This is a genomic window from Hymenobacter piscis, from assembly GCF_018760735.1.
In the GTDB taxonomy this organism is placed as follows: Bacteria; Bacteroidota; Bacteroidia; order Cytophagales; family Hymenobacteraceae; genus Hymenobacter; species Hymenobacter piscis.
Genome location: NZ_JAHHZN010000012.1, coordinates 21,228 through 34,239, shown reverse-complemented (window position 1 = coordinate 34,239; position 13,012 = coordinate 21,228). Strand labels below are relative to the sequence as shown.

Below are 13,012 nucleotides of genomic sequence, written 5' to 3'. Positions count from 1 at the left end.
GACTTGTGAATATCAACTCACCATTTCACTAGCTCACTATTTCCCCTCAGTTCAACAGCGAGAGGCCGAAGCTGATGGTCTGGGCCTGGGGGCCGCGGTTGTCCTTGAAGGTGTTGTTGAGGTTGTACTTGACAAACAGATCAATGCTGCGGATGCCGATGGTGCCCTGCAGGCCGTACTGGAAGTCCTCGAGGTTGTAGCTGCCGCGGTCCTTGTCTTTCTTGGTGCTGCCGTTGTCCTCGTACTTGATTTTGGTGTGCGAGCCCAGGCGGTAGCCCAAGAACCCGCCGGCCCCGATGCGGAATGAGTCGTGGCCCTTCTTGTCCTGGAAGCTGAGCATGGGCATCAGGGGCAGGTTGATGCTCGAAACGGCCAGCTTGCTCTTTTCCAGGTTGCGGCCCACTTCGGTGGGTTTCTGCAGGAACGTGACGCCGTTCTGGTTCACGAACTGGTAGTTGTTGTCGAGCATGTAGTTGTTGAAGGCCAGCTCGGGGCCGGTGCGCAGGAACAGGACGGAGCCCTTGCGGCCCAACCGGATATCGTAGTGCCAGTTCAGGCTCAGGTAGCGCGAGGCCACGGGCCGCAGATCCAGGGAGTTGCCGTACAGGTCACGCTGCTTGTTGGTCAGCGCATTCAGGCCCAGATCGATGTTAAAGTTGCTGTGCACGGCCCGGTTGGCCTTTTCCTGCTGCCTGGCCTTGCGCTCGGCGTTGCGCACCGAATCCGACTTGGCCGAAGTCCCCACCCGCACCGATACCCGGTCGTTGCCGCTGCCGTCGGTATTCTCATCCACCGACACGCCGAACACCCGGCCCAGGGTTACGTCCACGTGGTCGCCCGATTTGCCGGGGCGGCCCGGGCCTTTGGGGTCGTTGTGCATGGTAATGCGGATCTGCTCGGGTACCTGCTTGCCGGGCTGGTCCTTGGCGGGGTAGAACTCCATGGTCACCTGCTCCGAGGAAGAGCCCTTGCTGGCCGTTTCGGCCTGGGTAATATAGGTGTCGAGCAGCACGATGAGCGAGTCGAGCTTGTAGTTGCGCAGTTCGCGCAGCTGGGCTTTGTTCTTCACGAAGAGCGTCATGGTAGCCTGGTTGGGCAGGCGCACCAGAATCGTGTCGTCGTTGGCGGCGCGGGCGGCAGGGCGGGCCAGCGGGGCCGAGGGAACGGCGGCGGGACGGGGGCCGGCGAGGCTGGCCGAAGCCAGACCCAAAACCAGCAGGGCGGGAAGCAGGGAGGAGCGTTTCATAAGACGGGGGCGCTGGAACAGCGGCTGAGCGTTAGAGTTGAATGACTTTGGTGAGCGTGTGCCCGGCTAGGCGGGCCTGCACCGTCACGGATTCCGGTAGGCCGGCTTCCGTGAGGCTGACCCGCTCGCCCTTCACCACCTTGCCCGCCTGCCGCAGCAGGGACACCAGGCCGGGCCGGCGGTCCGCGGTCACCGGCGCCGGGGCTTCGGTGGCGGGCCGGACTTCCACCTCAATGGGGCCGGTCAGGGCCACCGCGGGGGTGGGCAGGCTGGCGGGCCGGGACAGGGCCGCCGGGGTGCTGGTGGTGGGCAGGCTGGTAGCGGTGCTGGTCAGGGAGCTGACCGACGCCGGCACGTTAGCCGACGCAACCGACGCAACCGGAGCGGCTGGAGCCGAAGGCCGACGCTCGGCGGCGGGGTCCGGTTGTACACCCGCGGACCGGGCTGCCGAAGCGGGCGTCGTAGTGGCCACTACGGGGGCGGGCTGCTGGGCCGAAGCCGCTTCGATTGCTTCTGAGGGGCTAGATGAGGGAGCGGAAGCGGGCGTTGCCTGGGCCAGCATCTTTTTTTCGGAGGGCGTTGGGTTGGTCGATTCAGTGGCAGCGGTGGCTGCTGCTTCGGGCTCCGCTGCCGATGCCGGCGCGGCACCGCGGGCGGGGGCCGTGGCGGCCAGCTCAGCTCGGCCGGCGGAGTTTAGCCCCGAGCCCGTGAGCACCCACCAGGCCCCGCCCAGCAGCGTGAGCAGGGCCACGGCGGCGGCGGCCAGCCACATGACGGGGCGGCGCTTTTGGGCGGGCTGAATTTCGGCCTCGATTTCGGCCCACACGAAGGCGGGCGGCGTGGGCGCGTGGCCCGCGAGCCGCTCGCGAAACAGCTGATCAATATCTTCCGGTTGCATACAGTTCTTTCGGTGAGGAGGTGGAGGGCCGGGCCTGCGCGTTGGCCACCGCGAGGCGGCGCTGGAGCATGCCCCGTGCCTTACTGAGCTGCGACTTACTGGTGCCCTCCGAAATACCGAGCAGCTCGCCGATTTCGGGGTGGGTGTAGCCCTCGAGGGCGTACAGGTTGAATACGGTCCGGTAGCCGGCCGGCAGCTCGGCCAGCAGGGCCAGCATGTCGTCGGCCGAGAGCTGGCTTTCGGCCGTGGCCGCCGTAGTCGGCACGTCGTAGGTCAAGTCGTCGATGGCCAGGTGCAGGGGCTCCTTGCGGCGCAGCATCCCGAGGGCCTCGTTGACCACAATGCGGCGAATCCAGCCCTCGAACGAGCCCTCGTGCCGGTACTGGTCCAGGGCCCGGAACACCTTGGTAAACCCCACGATGAGGGCTTCCTCCGCGTCCTCGCGCCGCCGCAGGTAGCGCAGGCACACCGACAACATCAGGCCCGAAAACTGCTCGTAGAGCTGTTTCTGGGCCCGGCTGCTGCCCTGGCGGCAAGCGGCAATTAACTCGGTTTCAGTCACGGGAGCAGCGTAAAGTTCGGGTCAGAAGCAGGGCGTTTGGGGCGTCAGATGCAACCTTTTCAGCAACCGTTGCCTCGGGAAGGTGAAAAGTTGAGAAGTTTTTAGGTTAGAAAGGTAGAAAGTCAAAAAACGGGTCATCCTGAGCGCAGCGAAGGACCTTCTCACGTGCGCACGAATCGTTGTTGCGAAACTCGTGCGGCCGTAAAAAAGTCCTTCGCGGCGCTCCGGATAACCCGTTTTTTAACTTTCTAACTTAAAAACTTAAAAACTTACAAACTTCCCAACTTCCCAACTCAATACTGCCCCACGCTCAGCATCACCAGGGTGCAGGCTTCCTCGGTCCGGATGCCGCGCTGCTGGGCCAGCTCCTCCAGCTCGGGGTTTTCGGTGCCGGGGTTGAAGATGATGCGCTTGGGGTTGAGGTCGAGGATGTAGTCGTACCAGGCGGGCTGGTTCTGGGGGCCCACGTAGAGCGTCACCGTATCCACGGCGTCGGCCGCGGGCCGGTCGTTGCGGATTTCGAGGCCGGCCACGTGGCCCTTGCGGATGCCCACCGGCACCACTTCGTGGCCGTGCTGCTGGAGTTGGTGCACGGCGCGGTAGGCGTAACGGGCCGGATTATCGGTAGCCCCGAGGACGAGGGTCTTTTTCATAAGAAGGTCTGAAATGAATCGGGGGCCGGCTGACGCGCCATACGCCGTCAGCCGGCCCCCGTGAAGGACCTTATCACGCAAAAGCGCCCAAATTGGTTTCGTGGCGGCTATCTTCTGCCTCACCGTTTTAAAACGTCGCCAGCACGGCTTCCGCGCACCGCTCACCGTCCATGGCGGCCGAGACGATGCCGCCGGCGTAGCCCGCGCCCTCGCCGCAGGGAAACAGGCCGCGCACTACGGGGTGCTCGAGCGTGTCCCGGTCGCGGGGGATGCGGACGGGGGAGGAAGTGCGGCTTTCCACGCCCACAATCTGGGCCACATTGGTGGCGTAACCGGGGATTTTGCGCCCGAAATTGGCAAAGCCCTGGCGCAGGCGCTCGGCCAGGCCCGCGCCCAGCACCTGCTCCATATCCACCGACACGAGGCCGGGCTGGTAGCTGGTTTCCAGGAGCTGGGCCGAGGTTTTGCCCTTCAGGAAGTCGCCCAGCAGCTGGGCCGGGGCCAGCTGGGAGTTGCCGGCCAGCTGGCAGGCGCGCTGCTCAAGCTGCTGCTGGAAGTGCAGACCGGCCAGCGGGCCGTACTGGCGCAGGTCCAGATCGGAGAGCTCCACGGCGGCCACGATGCCGGAGTTGGCGAAGCGGGAGTCGCGGCGGCTGGGGCTCATGCCGTTCACCACCACCTCGCCGGGGGCCGTGGCGGCGGGCACGATGAAGCCGCCCGGGCACATGCAGAACGAAAACACGCCCCGCTGCTCATTTTTTACCTGGGTCTGGTGGACCAGGGCATAGGAGGCGGCCGGCAGCGGGCCGCGGTCGGGGCGGCGGTACTGGGCCTGGTCGATGAGCTGCTGGGGGTGCTCCACGCGCACGCCCAACGCAAACGGTTTGGCCTCGATGAGCACGCCCCGGCGGTGGAGCAGCTCGTAGATGTCGCGGGCCGAGTGGCCGGTGGCCAGAATCACGGCGTCGGCCGTCAGCTCCTCCCCGGCGGCCGTCACCACCCCGCGCAGGCGGTTTTCGGAGAGTACCAGGTCATCCACCCGCGTCTCGAAGCGTACTTCGCCCCCGGCCGCGCGCACCGAGTCGCGCAGGGCGGCCACCACGGCGGGCAGCTTGTTGGTGCCGATGTGGGGGTGGGCGTCGACCAGAATATCGGGGGTGGCGCCGTGCTGCACCAGCAGGCGCAGGATGCGCTGCACGTCGCCGCGCTTGGTGGCGCGGGTGTAGAGCTTGCCGTCGGAGTAGGTGCCGGCCCCGCCCTCGCCAAAGCAGTAGTTGCTGTCGGGGTTCACGAGGTGCTCCTTGTTGAGGGCGGCCAGGTCGCGGCGACGGGTGCGCACGTCCTTGCCGCGCTCCAGTACAATCGGCCGGATGCCCAGCTCAATGGCCCGCAGCGCCGCAAACAGCCCGGCCGGCCCCGCGCCCACAATCAGCACCGAGCGGGTGGCCCGGCTCACGTCGGGAAACGTGAACCAGGGCCCGAACAGGTCGGCGGGCGGGGCCTGGCGGTAGATGTCGGCCCGCAGGCGCACCAGCGGCTGGCGGCCCCGGGCATCCACGGAGCGCTTGCGCAGGTGCACGAAATCGGCCTGGCCGGGCACGAGGCCGGCGGCGGCCAGCAGGGCTTCGTAGCGGGCCAGTTCGTCGTAGGCCTGCTCGGGCGGCAGCAGCAGCTCAATTTCCTGAGCCGCGGAAGGGGAGAGGGACATAGTAATGGGGAAAGGGAGTTATCCTTTTACGCGGGGCAAAGATACGCCCCCGCCCGGCTCCGACGGGAATCGGCCCCCAAATAAACCACCGGGCCCGGCCCGCGCCCGCGCCAAAAAAAAAACGCCTTTCGGAGCCGGGCCACCCAAGGGCACGCGGTTCCAAAAGGCGTTCCGAATCGCAACGGCCGGTGCGTTAGCCGTTATCGGGGGCTGCATCAGGCCGGCGCTTGGGCCAGAACTGCTCCATGCTCTCGTTGAACAGGAGCAGGGTCTGAGCCCGGATTTCGCCCGAAGGGTGACGCAGCAGCTTTCCCAGCAGATGGCGGTACATTTCGGTGGTTGCCTCGAAGCCCTGGGAGCCGATGAGCCCGTGGTGGAGCAGGTCGCAGTTGGCCGCCACCGAGTTCATCATCGAGTCGGACAGGTCCTCGCGGGCCTCATCGGCCGCCCGGAACGAGTCTTCCAGGCGCGTATTCATATCGGAAGGGTACTGCGGGTTGCGGGCCATAGCGTATGAAAAAGGAGAGAATGGATTGCTAAACCCCGCCGGCGCCGGATAAAGTTCAGTCAGGACCCGGAAAAGTCTTGTCCGACCATTCCGAAATAGTAGAATAAAAAGAAGGTCAATTTGTTATGATCAGCTCGGCTCGGTGGGAAACCGGGCCGGATCCAGGATGCGGACGGGCTTCTTGTGCTCGTCGATGGCCACGAAAGTAAACAGGCCCGACACGGCCCGGTGGCGGTCTTCGGAGTACATCTGCTCCACGAACAGCTCCACCCGCACCTTCAGGCTGGTGCGCCCCACCTGCTCCACCCGCCCGATGAGCTCGACGAGCGTGCCGCCGGGAATGGGGTGGGTGAAATCGACTTTGTCGGACGAGACGGTGACCATTTTCAGGCGCGAAAAGCGGGTGGCCGTGATGAAGGCTACCTCGTCCATCAGGTGCAGGGTGGTGCCCCCGAACAGGGTGTCGTAGTGGTTGGTGGTGTTGGGAAATACGGCCTTGAAGATGCGCGTTTCGGCGCGGTGGATTTTTTCGGCGAGGGTCAGCATACGAACAATCAGAAAAGGTGAAAAGGAGTAGAAAACGACTGGTCCGGCCGGTTTGCCGAAGCCGCCCCCTTTCTGCGTATGCCCGCTGAAGAACCCGCACCCGGCCCCGCCGGAGCCGGCCACCAACCGCGGACGGGCCCCTGGCCCGCTACGGCGTTCAGCAAGGCACCCAGGTCGCGGGGCAGCCTCCTCGGTCGAAAGCGGCGGGCAGGTCTCCTGACTTGGGCCCGGCTCCCCGCCCTTCTCACCCGCCAAAGCGGGCAATGGGTCCCGAGGGGAAGCCGGGGCCGCCGTAGCGGCCAACCCTTACAGTAGCGCGTCTGTCCGGGACTTGCACCCGGTTCCCTTTTAAGGCCTCACCCGAAAGCGGGGCCACCAGCCGCCCGCGTCTGCCGGTAAAGCAGACGAAGAACGGACCAAAGGTAGCCGCCCGGCCCGGATTTTCGCTGCCCCGCCGCGGCGGGCCAGCCAGGGCCCCGACAGGCTACCGCACGAAGCAGGCCGGCAGAACAACCAGGCCAGTCGGGCGCCGGGCCGCCGGCCTGCTTTGAGCCCGGGCGCGGGGCCAACGCGTTACCGAGGCGGCCCCTGGCAGACTTCAGGGAAACAGCAGGAAGAATCGCGGCAATGCGTCTAAATTTGCGCCCTAGAGCACCAGGTTCCGTCAGCATTCTACTCATCCAAATGATTCGCATTTCCCGGCTCTATTTCTCCGGCAGCAAGGATATCAAACAACTCATGAGCAGGTTGCTGCGGCAGCGGCAGGCCACGCTGGTGGGCAAACAGGTGCTGGAGTTGGGTGCCCACGTGACGGCTGCGGACCTGTACCCGGAGTTCTTCCGGTACCCGGCCATTGAGTGCATAAAGGCGAATCTGAACGGGGTGCTCCCCTTCGCTGAGGCCAGTTTTGATCTGGTTATTTGTCAGGAAGGCATTGAGCATATGCCCAACCAGCTGCACCTGTTTCAGGAGCTGAACCGGGTGTTACGACCCGGGGGGCGGGCTATCATCACAACGCCTAATTACTCGAACCTGCGCACCCGTCTGAGCTACTTACTGCTGGAAAGTGAAGCCTATACGCTGATGCCTCCCAACGAGGTCGATTCCGTCTGGGCGGCGGAGAATGCCCGTCACATCGACGACGTGTACCTGGGGCATATTTTCTTTGCCAACCTCACCCGGCAGCGGGCCTTGGCGGCCCTCTCGGGGCTGCGCCTAGTGGAAGTGCACCCCACGCGGGTTAACTACACTTCCCTGCTGCTGCTGCCCCTCTTTTACCCATGGCTGCGGCTGGCCGGCTGGCGGGCCCGGCAGCGGGGACTCAAAAATGGAATTCCTTCCGCCCGCCGGCCTGAAACATACGCGGAACTGGCTCAGCTCAACCAAAGCCTGACGGTGCTGGCGGGCGGCCACCTGATAGTGGAATACGAAAAACAACTGGAAACCACGGACGCGGTGCTGCTGCTCACGGGCAAGCTCACGCTGCAGAGCGCGCGCACCTGAGCCGCCGTCGGGAGCCATTATAGTGCATATTGCGTCATGCAGCAGGGGGTTGATTTTGTTCTCAGTGGCCGGTACTATCGTTCGGGGCGGCTCTCGCAGCACCTGCTGTGGCTGGCCTGCGGGGCGGGAGTAGCGGGGTTGCTGGCCTTTCGGGCCCTGATTGCGCTGAGCCCGGTAGTGGGCGTGGTGGCCGTATTAGCCAACCCCCACCTACGGTCCGTGGCTTCCCGCTACCGGCGCAACAGGGCGGCCGTATGGGCGGCGGCCCTGGTCGGGTTTCTGCTGCTGAGCGGCCTCTATACCAGCGAATGGGCCACCTGGCGCCACGAGCTGTTCCGGAGCCTGACGTGGCTGGGCGTGCCGCTGGCCTTTACCCTGGCCGTGCCCCTGAATGCGCGGCAGCGGCTGGCCGTGGGGGCGTTGTTCGTGCTGAGTGTGGCCACGGTGGGCTTGGTCACCACGGGACAGTATCTGCGCAACGTTGCCGGGGCCAACGAGGCTATTCGGGTGGGGCAGAACATGCAGGCCGCTACCGGCACGTTTCACATCGCGTTCGGGATTATGCTGGCCCAGGCTTTCTTCTGGAGCCTGCTGCTGCGCCGCAACCCGCGGGCCGGCCGGGTGCTGCGGGCCCTGCTGCTGGCGGCGGCGGCGGGCAGCGTGCTGACCCTGCACGTGCTGGCTTACCGGACCGGGCTGCTGGTGCTCTACGCGGGGCTGCTGGCCTGCGTCGGGTACTTGCTGCTGCGCCGCCACCTGGCCCTGGCAGTAGTGGTGCTGGGGGGACTGGTCCTGGGGCCCTGGCTGGCTTACTCCTCGCTTCACTCCGTACAGCGGCGGGTGGGCGCCACTATCTATGATGTGCAGCAGTATACCCAGGGCCAGGACATCAACGAGTATTCGCTGGCCCGGCGGCTGGCGGCCGTCGAAACGGCCGGTGCCCTTATCCGGCGGCACTGGCTGCTGGGGGTTGGCCCTGCCGATGCCTACGCCGCCATGCTCCACCAGTACACCTGGCGCGACTTCGGCCTGCGGCCGCAAAACCGCATCAACGTGCACAACCAGTACCTGAGTACGCTGGTGGGCGGCGGGCTCGTCGGGCTGGCACTGTGGCTGGCGCTGCTGTTCGGGCCCCTGCTGTACCGGCCCACGCGCCGCAACCCGTTTGTACTCGTCTTTATCTGCACGCAGGCGACGGCCATGATGGTAGTCGATATTCTGAGCCTGCAAATCAGCCTGAATCTGTTCGTGTTTGCCTACGGTTTTCTGGTGGTAGCCGCCGAAACGGACTATCAAATCAGCCGGGAAGAAACAGCGGCAACAGGCGCCTGATCACCGGCTTGCGCCAGCACATTTTTTCGCGTTGACTGCCGCCGCGCATCAGGCCCCGGCGCGGCGGCAGGCCGTACCGGGGGCAGCCCACAAGGGCATTACTGACCAGCGGCCCGGGCCCGGGAACGGCAAAGTTGTTGGCGGCCGGAAGCAACCTATTGCCGAACTTGAGGTATAGTTATTGCTGAAACGGCGCCACCCCCTGGTTGGACGCTTTCGCCCCGCCTCTTATTGCCTTCTATGTTCTGTACGCGTACTCCTCCCGTGCGATTTTCCGTTTTGCTTCTGCTCGCACTGGGGTTTCAGCTGACGGCCTGCTCCGAGCAGGCCCCGCAAACCGAAGAACGGGCTGCCCGGCCCAGTCCGCCCGCAGTCGTCACCACGACCGTGCCCGGCGGGGCCCGCCTCACCATCCGCTACAGCCGCCCCTCGGCCAAGGACCGCAAAGTGTTCGGCGGACTCGTACCCTACGGCCAGGTGTGGCGCACGGGAGCCAACGAGGCCACCACCTTTGCCGTTGATAAGCCCGTGCTGGTGCAGGGCCAGCCCCTGCCGGCCGGCCAGTACGCTCTGTTCACCATTCCGGCTGAAAAGGAGTGGACCATCATTTTCAACAACACGGCCAGCCAGTGGGGCGCCTACGAGTACCAGGCCGCGCAGGATACGCTCCGGGTGCCGGCCCGGCCCGTTGTCGTGCCCGAATCCCGGGAGCAGTTCACCATCTCCGCCGACAGCACCGGCCAGGTAACGCTGGCCTGGGAAAAAACGCAGGTCACGTTTGCGGTGAAGTAGCGTAGCGGGCAAGTTATTGGGCTAATCAGTGCCCCTTCTTTTCAACTATACGTCCTTCCTCTGTCCGTCTCTTATTGAGGTCGCCTCAACTGTTCTTTGCCTAATAATGCACTGCGACCCACATTCCGTAACGAGCTAGCAGTCCGGCGGAGTAAGCGGAGGGCAGGGGATTCAATCCCGGTGTAGAGGCCAAAGGCTACCAGGGAATAGACTATTAGTTTAAGCCATAGGCTGCCGGAAATATAATAATCAAATAAGGTGTCAAATACGCCCAAATGGAGTAGGTACAGAGCGTACGAACTCCGACCCAGCAGGGAGAAAAAGGCGGTTGATAGTACGTGACTGAACCATGTTCGCTCTGTAATCAGGCCATAAAAAAATAGGGTAATAGCTCCGGGTAACACAACGTTTTGCACAACGATAGACCACTGAGAAGTTGGCCAATCAGCGGTAGGAGAGTAATGAACTTTTATTATCGCCAACAGTATCGTGCAGAATAATATTCCGACCCCGCCAAGGAGCGTAGACCAGCCGGCTTTGAAGGGGTAGATGGTCCGCCAATGCAAGGCCAGGGCAATACCACACATAAATTCCGAGCAGCGCCCGAAAAAGGTGAAGCGCAGCATGAAATTCATGGAGGCCAGAAACCCGTACAAGTGATGCGGAACCAGGGCGCTGACCAGTACCAGCAAGCTGCCCAATGCTAAGAGTAGCGCTGGATAAAACAACAGGCGGCGAGGGTGTTGCCGCAACCCCAGTAGGAAAAACGGCGCGAATAGGTAGAAGCTTTCCTCAACCGTTAATGACCAAGCGGTAGGAATACCGGACAGCAGAAAAGCGCTGAAAAAGGCTTTAGTCAGAGTGAGGTTTAGAAGCAGTGTTAATAGTTTATCCTTCCATGCCACATCGGCTGCGTGCCAGTGGGCAATGGCTTCGTTCGGGAAATATTGTAACGTTAGAAAGGTGAATAGCGTCAGAATAAAATAGAGGGGATAAATTCTCGTAAATCTGTTCCAAAGATACGTTTTGAACCACGTTAATCGAATTTCAGCATGGGCCTGATAGCGATGCGCAATGAGAAAGCCGCTCAACACAAAAAAGATGGGTAGGCCTACATGGAGTTGCTGGATAAAATAGTCTAACCACCGCACCAAAACCGCCTGATGCACCTGACCCCGTAACGGGTTGAGATGAAATAGCAGTACCATGTAGCCAGCAAGTGCCCGTACCCCGGTCAGGGCCGGGAAATACGCCGCGTGGGCTCCCGGCGTCTGGTCGTTGGCAGATAGGGACATGGTTACTCCCCGCTGCCCAGTACGCTTTCTACCCAGCCCTTGCCCCAGTCGGCCAGCTCGGTTGCGGTCCAGAGTTGGGGGTAGAAGATGCGGCGCTGAAACTTGGGAGGCAGGTACTGCTGCCAGTTGGTTCCCCCGGTAGCGGCAATGGACTCGGGGTGGCGCTCCAGGTAGCGCACGGCCGATTTGTAGTGCATCAGGGGCCAGTTCACGTTCACGTTCACGTCGAGCTGCCGGAGCTGGCGCAGCAGGCGCGGGTGCTCCCGGCCCTCGGGCCCGGCGGGCAGGCGCTGCACCACGGCCCAGAGGTTGCGCTGCGCGTACTGGCGGGCGTGCTCGGTGAGCTGGCCGGTGTATTTCTTCTCGAATTCGAGCAGGGTGAGGGCCTTGGCCCCGGTTTCGACCACCGTGGCGCCGGCTTTCCAGTAGATGCAGCCCAGCAGCTCGTCGTGGGCGGCGGCCTCGCCCAGCAGGCGGCGCTGCTCCTCGGGCACGAGGTTGGTGAGGCTGGTGCTGGAGAGCTCAATCATGCGGTACTGCACGCTCTGGAAGCCCGAGGCCGGCATGAGCGCCATCCGGAACTCCAGAAACTGCTGCTTGTCCATGCCGTCCACCATCACGTCGAAGGAGTCGATCAGGTTCTCGAAGTAGCGGTTGATGCGCCCCACCCGCCGCGTGACCTCTTCCGTGGTGGGCTGGGCCAGGTCGCCGAGCTGCTCGTACTCGCAGAGGCAGAGCTTGAAGTAGAGCTCCGTAATCTGGTGGTAGATGATGAAAATCCGCTCGTCGGGGATGTTGGTCAGGGGCCGTTGCAGGCTCAGCAGGGCATCGAGCTGGATGTAGTCCCAGTAGCCCAGGTAGCGGGTGTGGTAGAGCCCTTCGAGGTAGGCGGCCAGGTCCTGGTCGTCGGCGGCGTAGCGGGTTTGCAGGCGGCGCAGCTGGGCCAGCACCGCCGGGGAGAATTCCGATTCGGGTGTCGTCATAAGCGGCGGTAAAGGTACTTTTTAATGTGATGAATGTGGTTTGAATGTGATGGAATGTGGACAGTGTAAATAATGTGATGAATGTGGTGGAATGTGGGCAATGTGAGGGAAGGTGATTGGCAACTACCACATTCCCATCACATTCTTCCCATCACCCACATTCCATCACATTCAAACCACATTCATCACATTAAAAAGTACCTTTACCCCGTTATGGCAGAGAAATCCAGTATTTTCGACATGATCGGGCCGGTGATGATCGGGCCGAGCTCCTCCCACACGGCGGGCGTAGTACGCATTGCGAGGGCGGGCATCCGCATTCTGGGCAGCACGCCCACCCACGCCGTCATCACGTTCTACAACTCCTTCGCCCGCACCTACGAGGGCCACGGCTCCGACCGTGCCATCGTGGCCGGGCTGCTGGGCATGAACACCGACGACGTGCGCATCCGCGAGGCCTTCGACCACGCCCAGGCGGCCGGCCTGCACTACACGTTCCAGGGCGTGGGCAACGCCTCCACCATGCACCCGAACACCATCCGTCTGCAACTGCGCGACGAGCGCACGGGGCTGGGCGTGGAAGTTATCGGCCAGAGCCGGGGCGGGGGCGTCATCCGGATTGTGGAAGTGGATGGGTTTCCGTCCGATTTTTCCACTTCCCTGCACACGCTCATCATCGACGCCGACGACGAAGTGGGCTCCATTGCCTTTATTGCCTCCGTTATTTCGCGCGATGAATGCAATATTGCCACTATGTTTGTCTCGCGGAAGGGCAAGCACGACGCGGCCCGGCAGTTCATCGAAATCGACTCCGAGCTGCGCCCCATCACCCTGGACTACCTGCGCCAGTTGCGCTGGGTACATCGCCTGACCTATATTCCGGCCCTCGACTGAGGCCGGGGCCGGGCCGGTTCAGGGCCGGGGGCGCGGCGTTGGTTGATTCCCGGGCCGTGGTTTCGGCGCTTCGGCTACCTTTGGCGCGCCCG

Annotated in this window: 13 protein-coding genes and 1 riboswitch; of the genes, 4 read left to right on the top strand and 9 right to left on the bottom strand. The window is 63.4% G+C overall.

Annotation, left to right across the window (positions count from 1 at the left end; genetic code table 11):
* Positions 1 to 46: 46 nt before the first annotated feature.
* The 7 genes from KLP40_RS13460 to KLP40_RS13430 all read right to left on the bottom strand — a co-directional run bounded on the left by KLP40_RS13460 (position 47) and on the right by KLP40_RS13430 (position 6,121).
* A complete protein-coding gene (locus tag KLP40_RS13460; protein WP_215594327.1) occupies positions 47 to 1,246 on the bottom strand; it encodes a porin family protein in 1,200 nt (399 codons plus the stop codon).
* A 31-nt stretch (positions 1,247 to 1,277) separates the two neighbouring features.
* On the bottom strand, positions 1,278 to 2,144 hold the full coding sequence (locus KLP40_RS13455; RefSeq protein WP_215594326.1) for a hypothetical protein: 867 nt from the start codon (positions 2,142 to 2,144) through the stop codon (positions 1,278 to 1,280).
* Positions 2,125 to 2,706 (bottom strand): RNA polymerase sigma factor, encoded by a 582-nt coding sequence (locus tag KLP40_RS13450; RefSeq protein WP_215594324.1) that lies wholly within the window; start codon positions 2,704 to 2,706, stop codon positions 2,125 to 2,127. Before KLP40_RS13450 ends, KLP40_RS13455 begins: the two co-directional genes overlap by 20 nt.
* A gap of 293 nt (positions 2,707 to 2,999) precedes the next feature.
* Positions 3,000 to 3,359 carry a CoA-binding protein gene (locus tag KLP40_RS13445; protein ID WP_215594322.1) on the bottom strand — a complete coding sequence of 120 codons (360 nt, stop codon included), beginning with the start codon at positions 3,357 to 3,359 and terminating at the stop codon, positions 3,000 to 3,002.
* Positions 3,360 to 3,486: 127 nt separating this feature from the next.
* A complete protein-coding gene (locus tag KLP40_RS13440; RefSeq protein WP_215594320.1) occupies positions 3,487 to 5,067 on the bottom strand; it encodes an NAD(P)/FAD-dependent oxidoreductase in 1,581 nt (526 codons plus the stop codon).
* Between the two features lie 193 nt (positions 5,068 to 5,260).
* Positions 5,261 to 5,575 (bottom strand): hypothetical protein, encoded by a 315-nt coding sequence (locus KLP40_RS13435; RefSeq protein WP_215594319.1) that lies wholly within the window; start codon positions 5,573 to 5,575, stop codon positions 5,261 to 5,263.
* Between the two features lie 129 nt (positions 5,576 to 5,704).
* On the bottom strand, positions 5,705 to 6,121 hold the full coding sequence (locus tag KLP40_RS13430) for an acyl-CoA thioesterase (RefSeq protein WP_215594317.1): 417 nt from the start codon (positions 6,119 to 6,121) through the stop codon (positions 5,705 to 5,707).
* A gap of 189 nt (positions 6,122 to 6,310) precedes the next feature.
* Positions 6,311 to 6,516, bottom strand: a riboswitch (cobalamin riboswitch).
* A gap of 289 nt (positions 6,517 to 6,805) precedes the next feature.
* On the opposite strand from KLP40_RS13430, the gene KLP40_RS13425 reads away from it, so the two are divergent.
* From KLP40_RS13425 to KLP40_RS13415, 3 genes are all read left to right on the top strand, one after another.
* Complete coding sequence (locus KLP40_RS13425; RefSeq protein WP_215594315.1) at positions 6,806 to 7,624, top strand: class I SAM-dependent methyltransferase; 819 nt, start codon at positions 6,806 to 6,808, stop codon at positions 7,622 to 7,624.
* A gap of 36 nt (positions 7,625 to 7,660) precedes the next feature.
* The gene (locus KLP40_RS13420) at positions 7,661 to 8,956 is read left to right on the top strand and encodes an O-antigen ligase family protein (RefSeq protein ID WP_215594314.1); all 1,296 of its coding nucleotides are present in this window, start codon (positions 7,661 to 7,663) and stop codon (positions 8,954 to 8,956) included.
* A gap of 279 nt (positions 8,957 to 9,235) precedes the next feature.
* Positions 9,236 to 9,748, top strand: coding sequence for a DUF2911 domain-containing protein (locus KLP40_RS13415; protein WP_246558837.1), 513 nt, complete (start codon positions 9,236 to 9,238; stop codon positions 9,746 to 9,748).
* A gap of 71 nt (positions 9,749 to 9,819) precedes the next feature.
* On the opposite strand, the gene KLP40_RS13410 is transcribed toward KLP40_RS13415, so the two are convergent.
* Positions 9,820 to 11,043, bottom strand: a complete 1,224-nt coding sequence (locus KLP40_RS13410; RefSeq protein ID WP_215594312.1) for an acyltransferase family protein — start codon at positions 11,041 to 11,043, stop codon at positions 9,820 to 9,822.
* Positions 11,044 to 11,045: 2 nt separating this feature from the next.
* On the bottom strand, positions 11,046 to 12,026 hold the full coding sequence (locus KLP40_RS13405) for a tryptophan 2,3-dioxygenase family protein (protein WP_215594310.1): 981 nt from the start codon (positions 12,024 to 12,026) through the stop codon (positions 11,046 to 11,048).
* Positions 12,027 to 12,239: 213 nt separating this feature from the next.
* Here KLP40_RS13405 and sdaAB point away from each other — a divergent pair, with 213 nt between their 5' ends.
* Positions 12,240 to 12,920: an L-serine ammonia-lyase, iron-sulfur-dependent subunit beta gene (sdaAB, locus tag KLP40_RS13400; protein ID WP_215594308.1), complete on the top strand. Its 681-nt coding sequence runs from the start codon at positions 12,240 to 12,242 to the stop codon at positions 12,918 to 12,920.
* Positions 12,921 to 13,012: the final 92 nt, after the last annotated feature.

Excerpts from the sequence above, each read along its gene's own strand:
- KLP40_RS13460 (WP_215594327.1), bottom strand. The coding sequence starts at position 1,246 with ATGAAACGCTCCTCCCTGCTTCCCGCCCTGCTGGTTTTGGGTCTGGCT.
- KLP40_RS13455 (WP_215594326.1), bottom strand. The coding sequence starts at position 2,144 with ATGCAACCGGAAGATATTGATCAGCTGTTTCGCGAGCGGCTCGCGGGC.
- KLP40_RS13445 (WP_215594322.1), bottom strand. The coding sequence starts at position 3,359 with ATGAAAAAGACCCTCGTCCTCGGGGCTACCGATAATCCGGCCCGTTAC.
- KLP40_RS13440 (WP_215594320.1), bottom strand. The coding sequence starts at position 5,067 with ATGTCCCTCTCCCCTTCCGCGGCTCAGGAAATTGAGCTGCTGCTGCCG.
- KLP40_RS13435 (WP_215594319.1), bottom strand. The coding sequence starts at position 5,575 with ATGGCCCGCAACCCGCAGTACCCTTCCGATATGAATACGCGCCTGGAA.
- KLP40_RS13430 (WP_215594317.1), bottom strand. The coding sequence starts at position 6,121 with ATGCTGACCCTCGCCGAAAAAATCCACCGCGCCGAAACGCGCATCTTC.
- KLP40_RS13425 (WP_215594315.1), top strand. The coding sequence starts at position 6,806 with ATGATTCGCATTTCCCGGCTCTATTTCTCCGGCAGCAAGGATATCAAA.
- KLP40_RS13420 (WP_215594314.1), top strand. The coding sequence starts at position 7,661 with ATGCAGCAGGGGGTTGATTTTGTTCTCAGTGGCCGGTACTATCGTTCG.
- KLP40_RS13410 (WP_215594312.1), bottom strand. The coding sequence starts at position 11,043 with ATGTCCCTATCTGCCAACGACCAGACGCCGGGAGCCCACGCGGCGTAT.
- KLP40_RS13405 (WP_215594310.1), bottom strand. The coding sequence starts at position 12,026 with ATGACGACACCCGAATCGGAATTCTCCCCGGCGGTGCTGGCCCAGCTG.
- sdaAB (WP_215594308.1), top strand. The coding sequence starts at position 12,240 with ATGGCAGAGAAATCCAGTATTTTCGACATGATCGGGCCGGTGATGATC.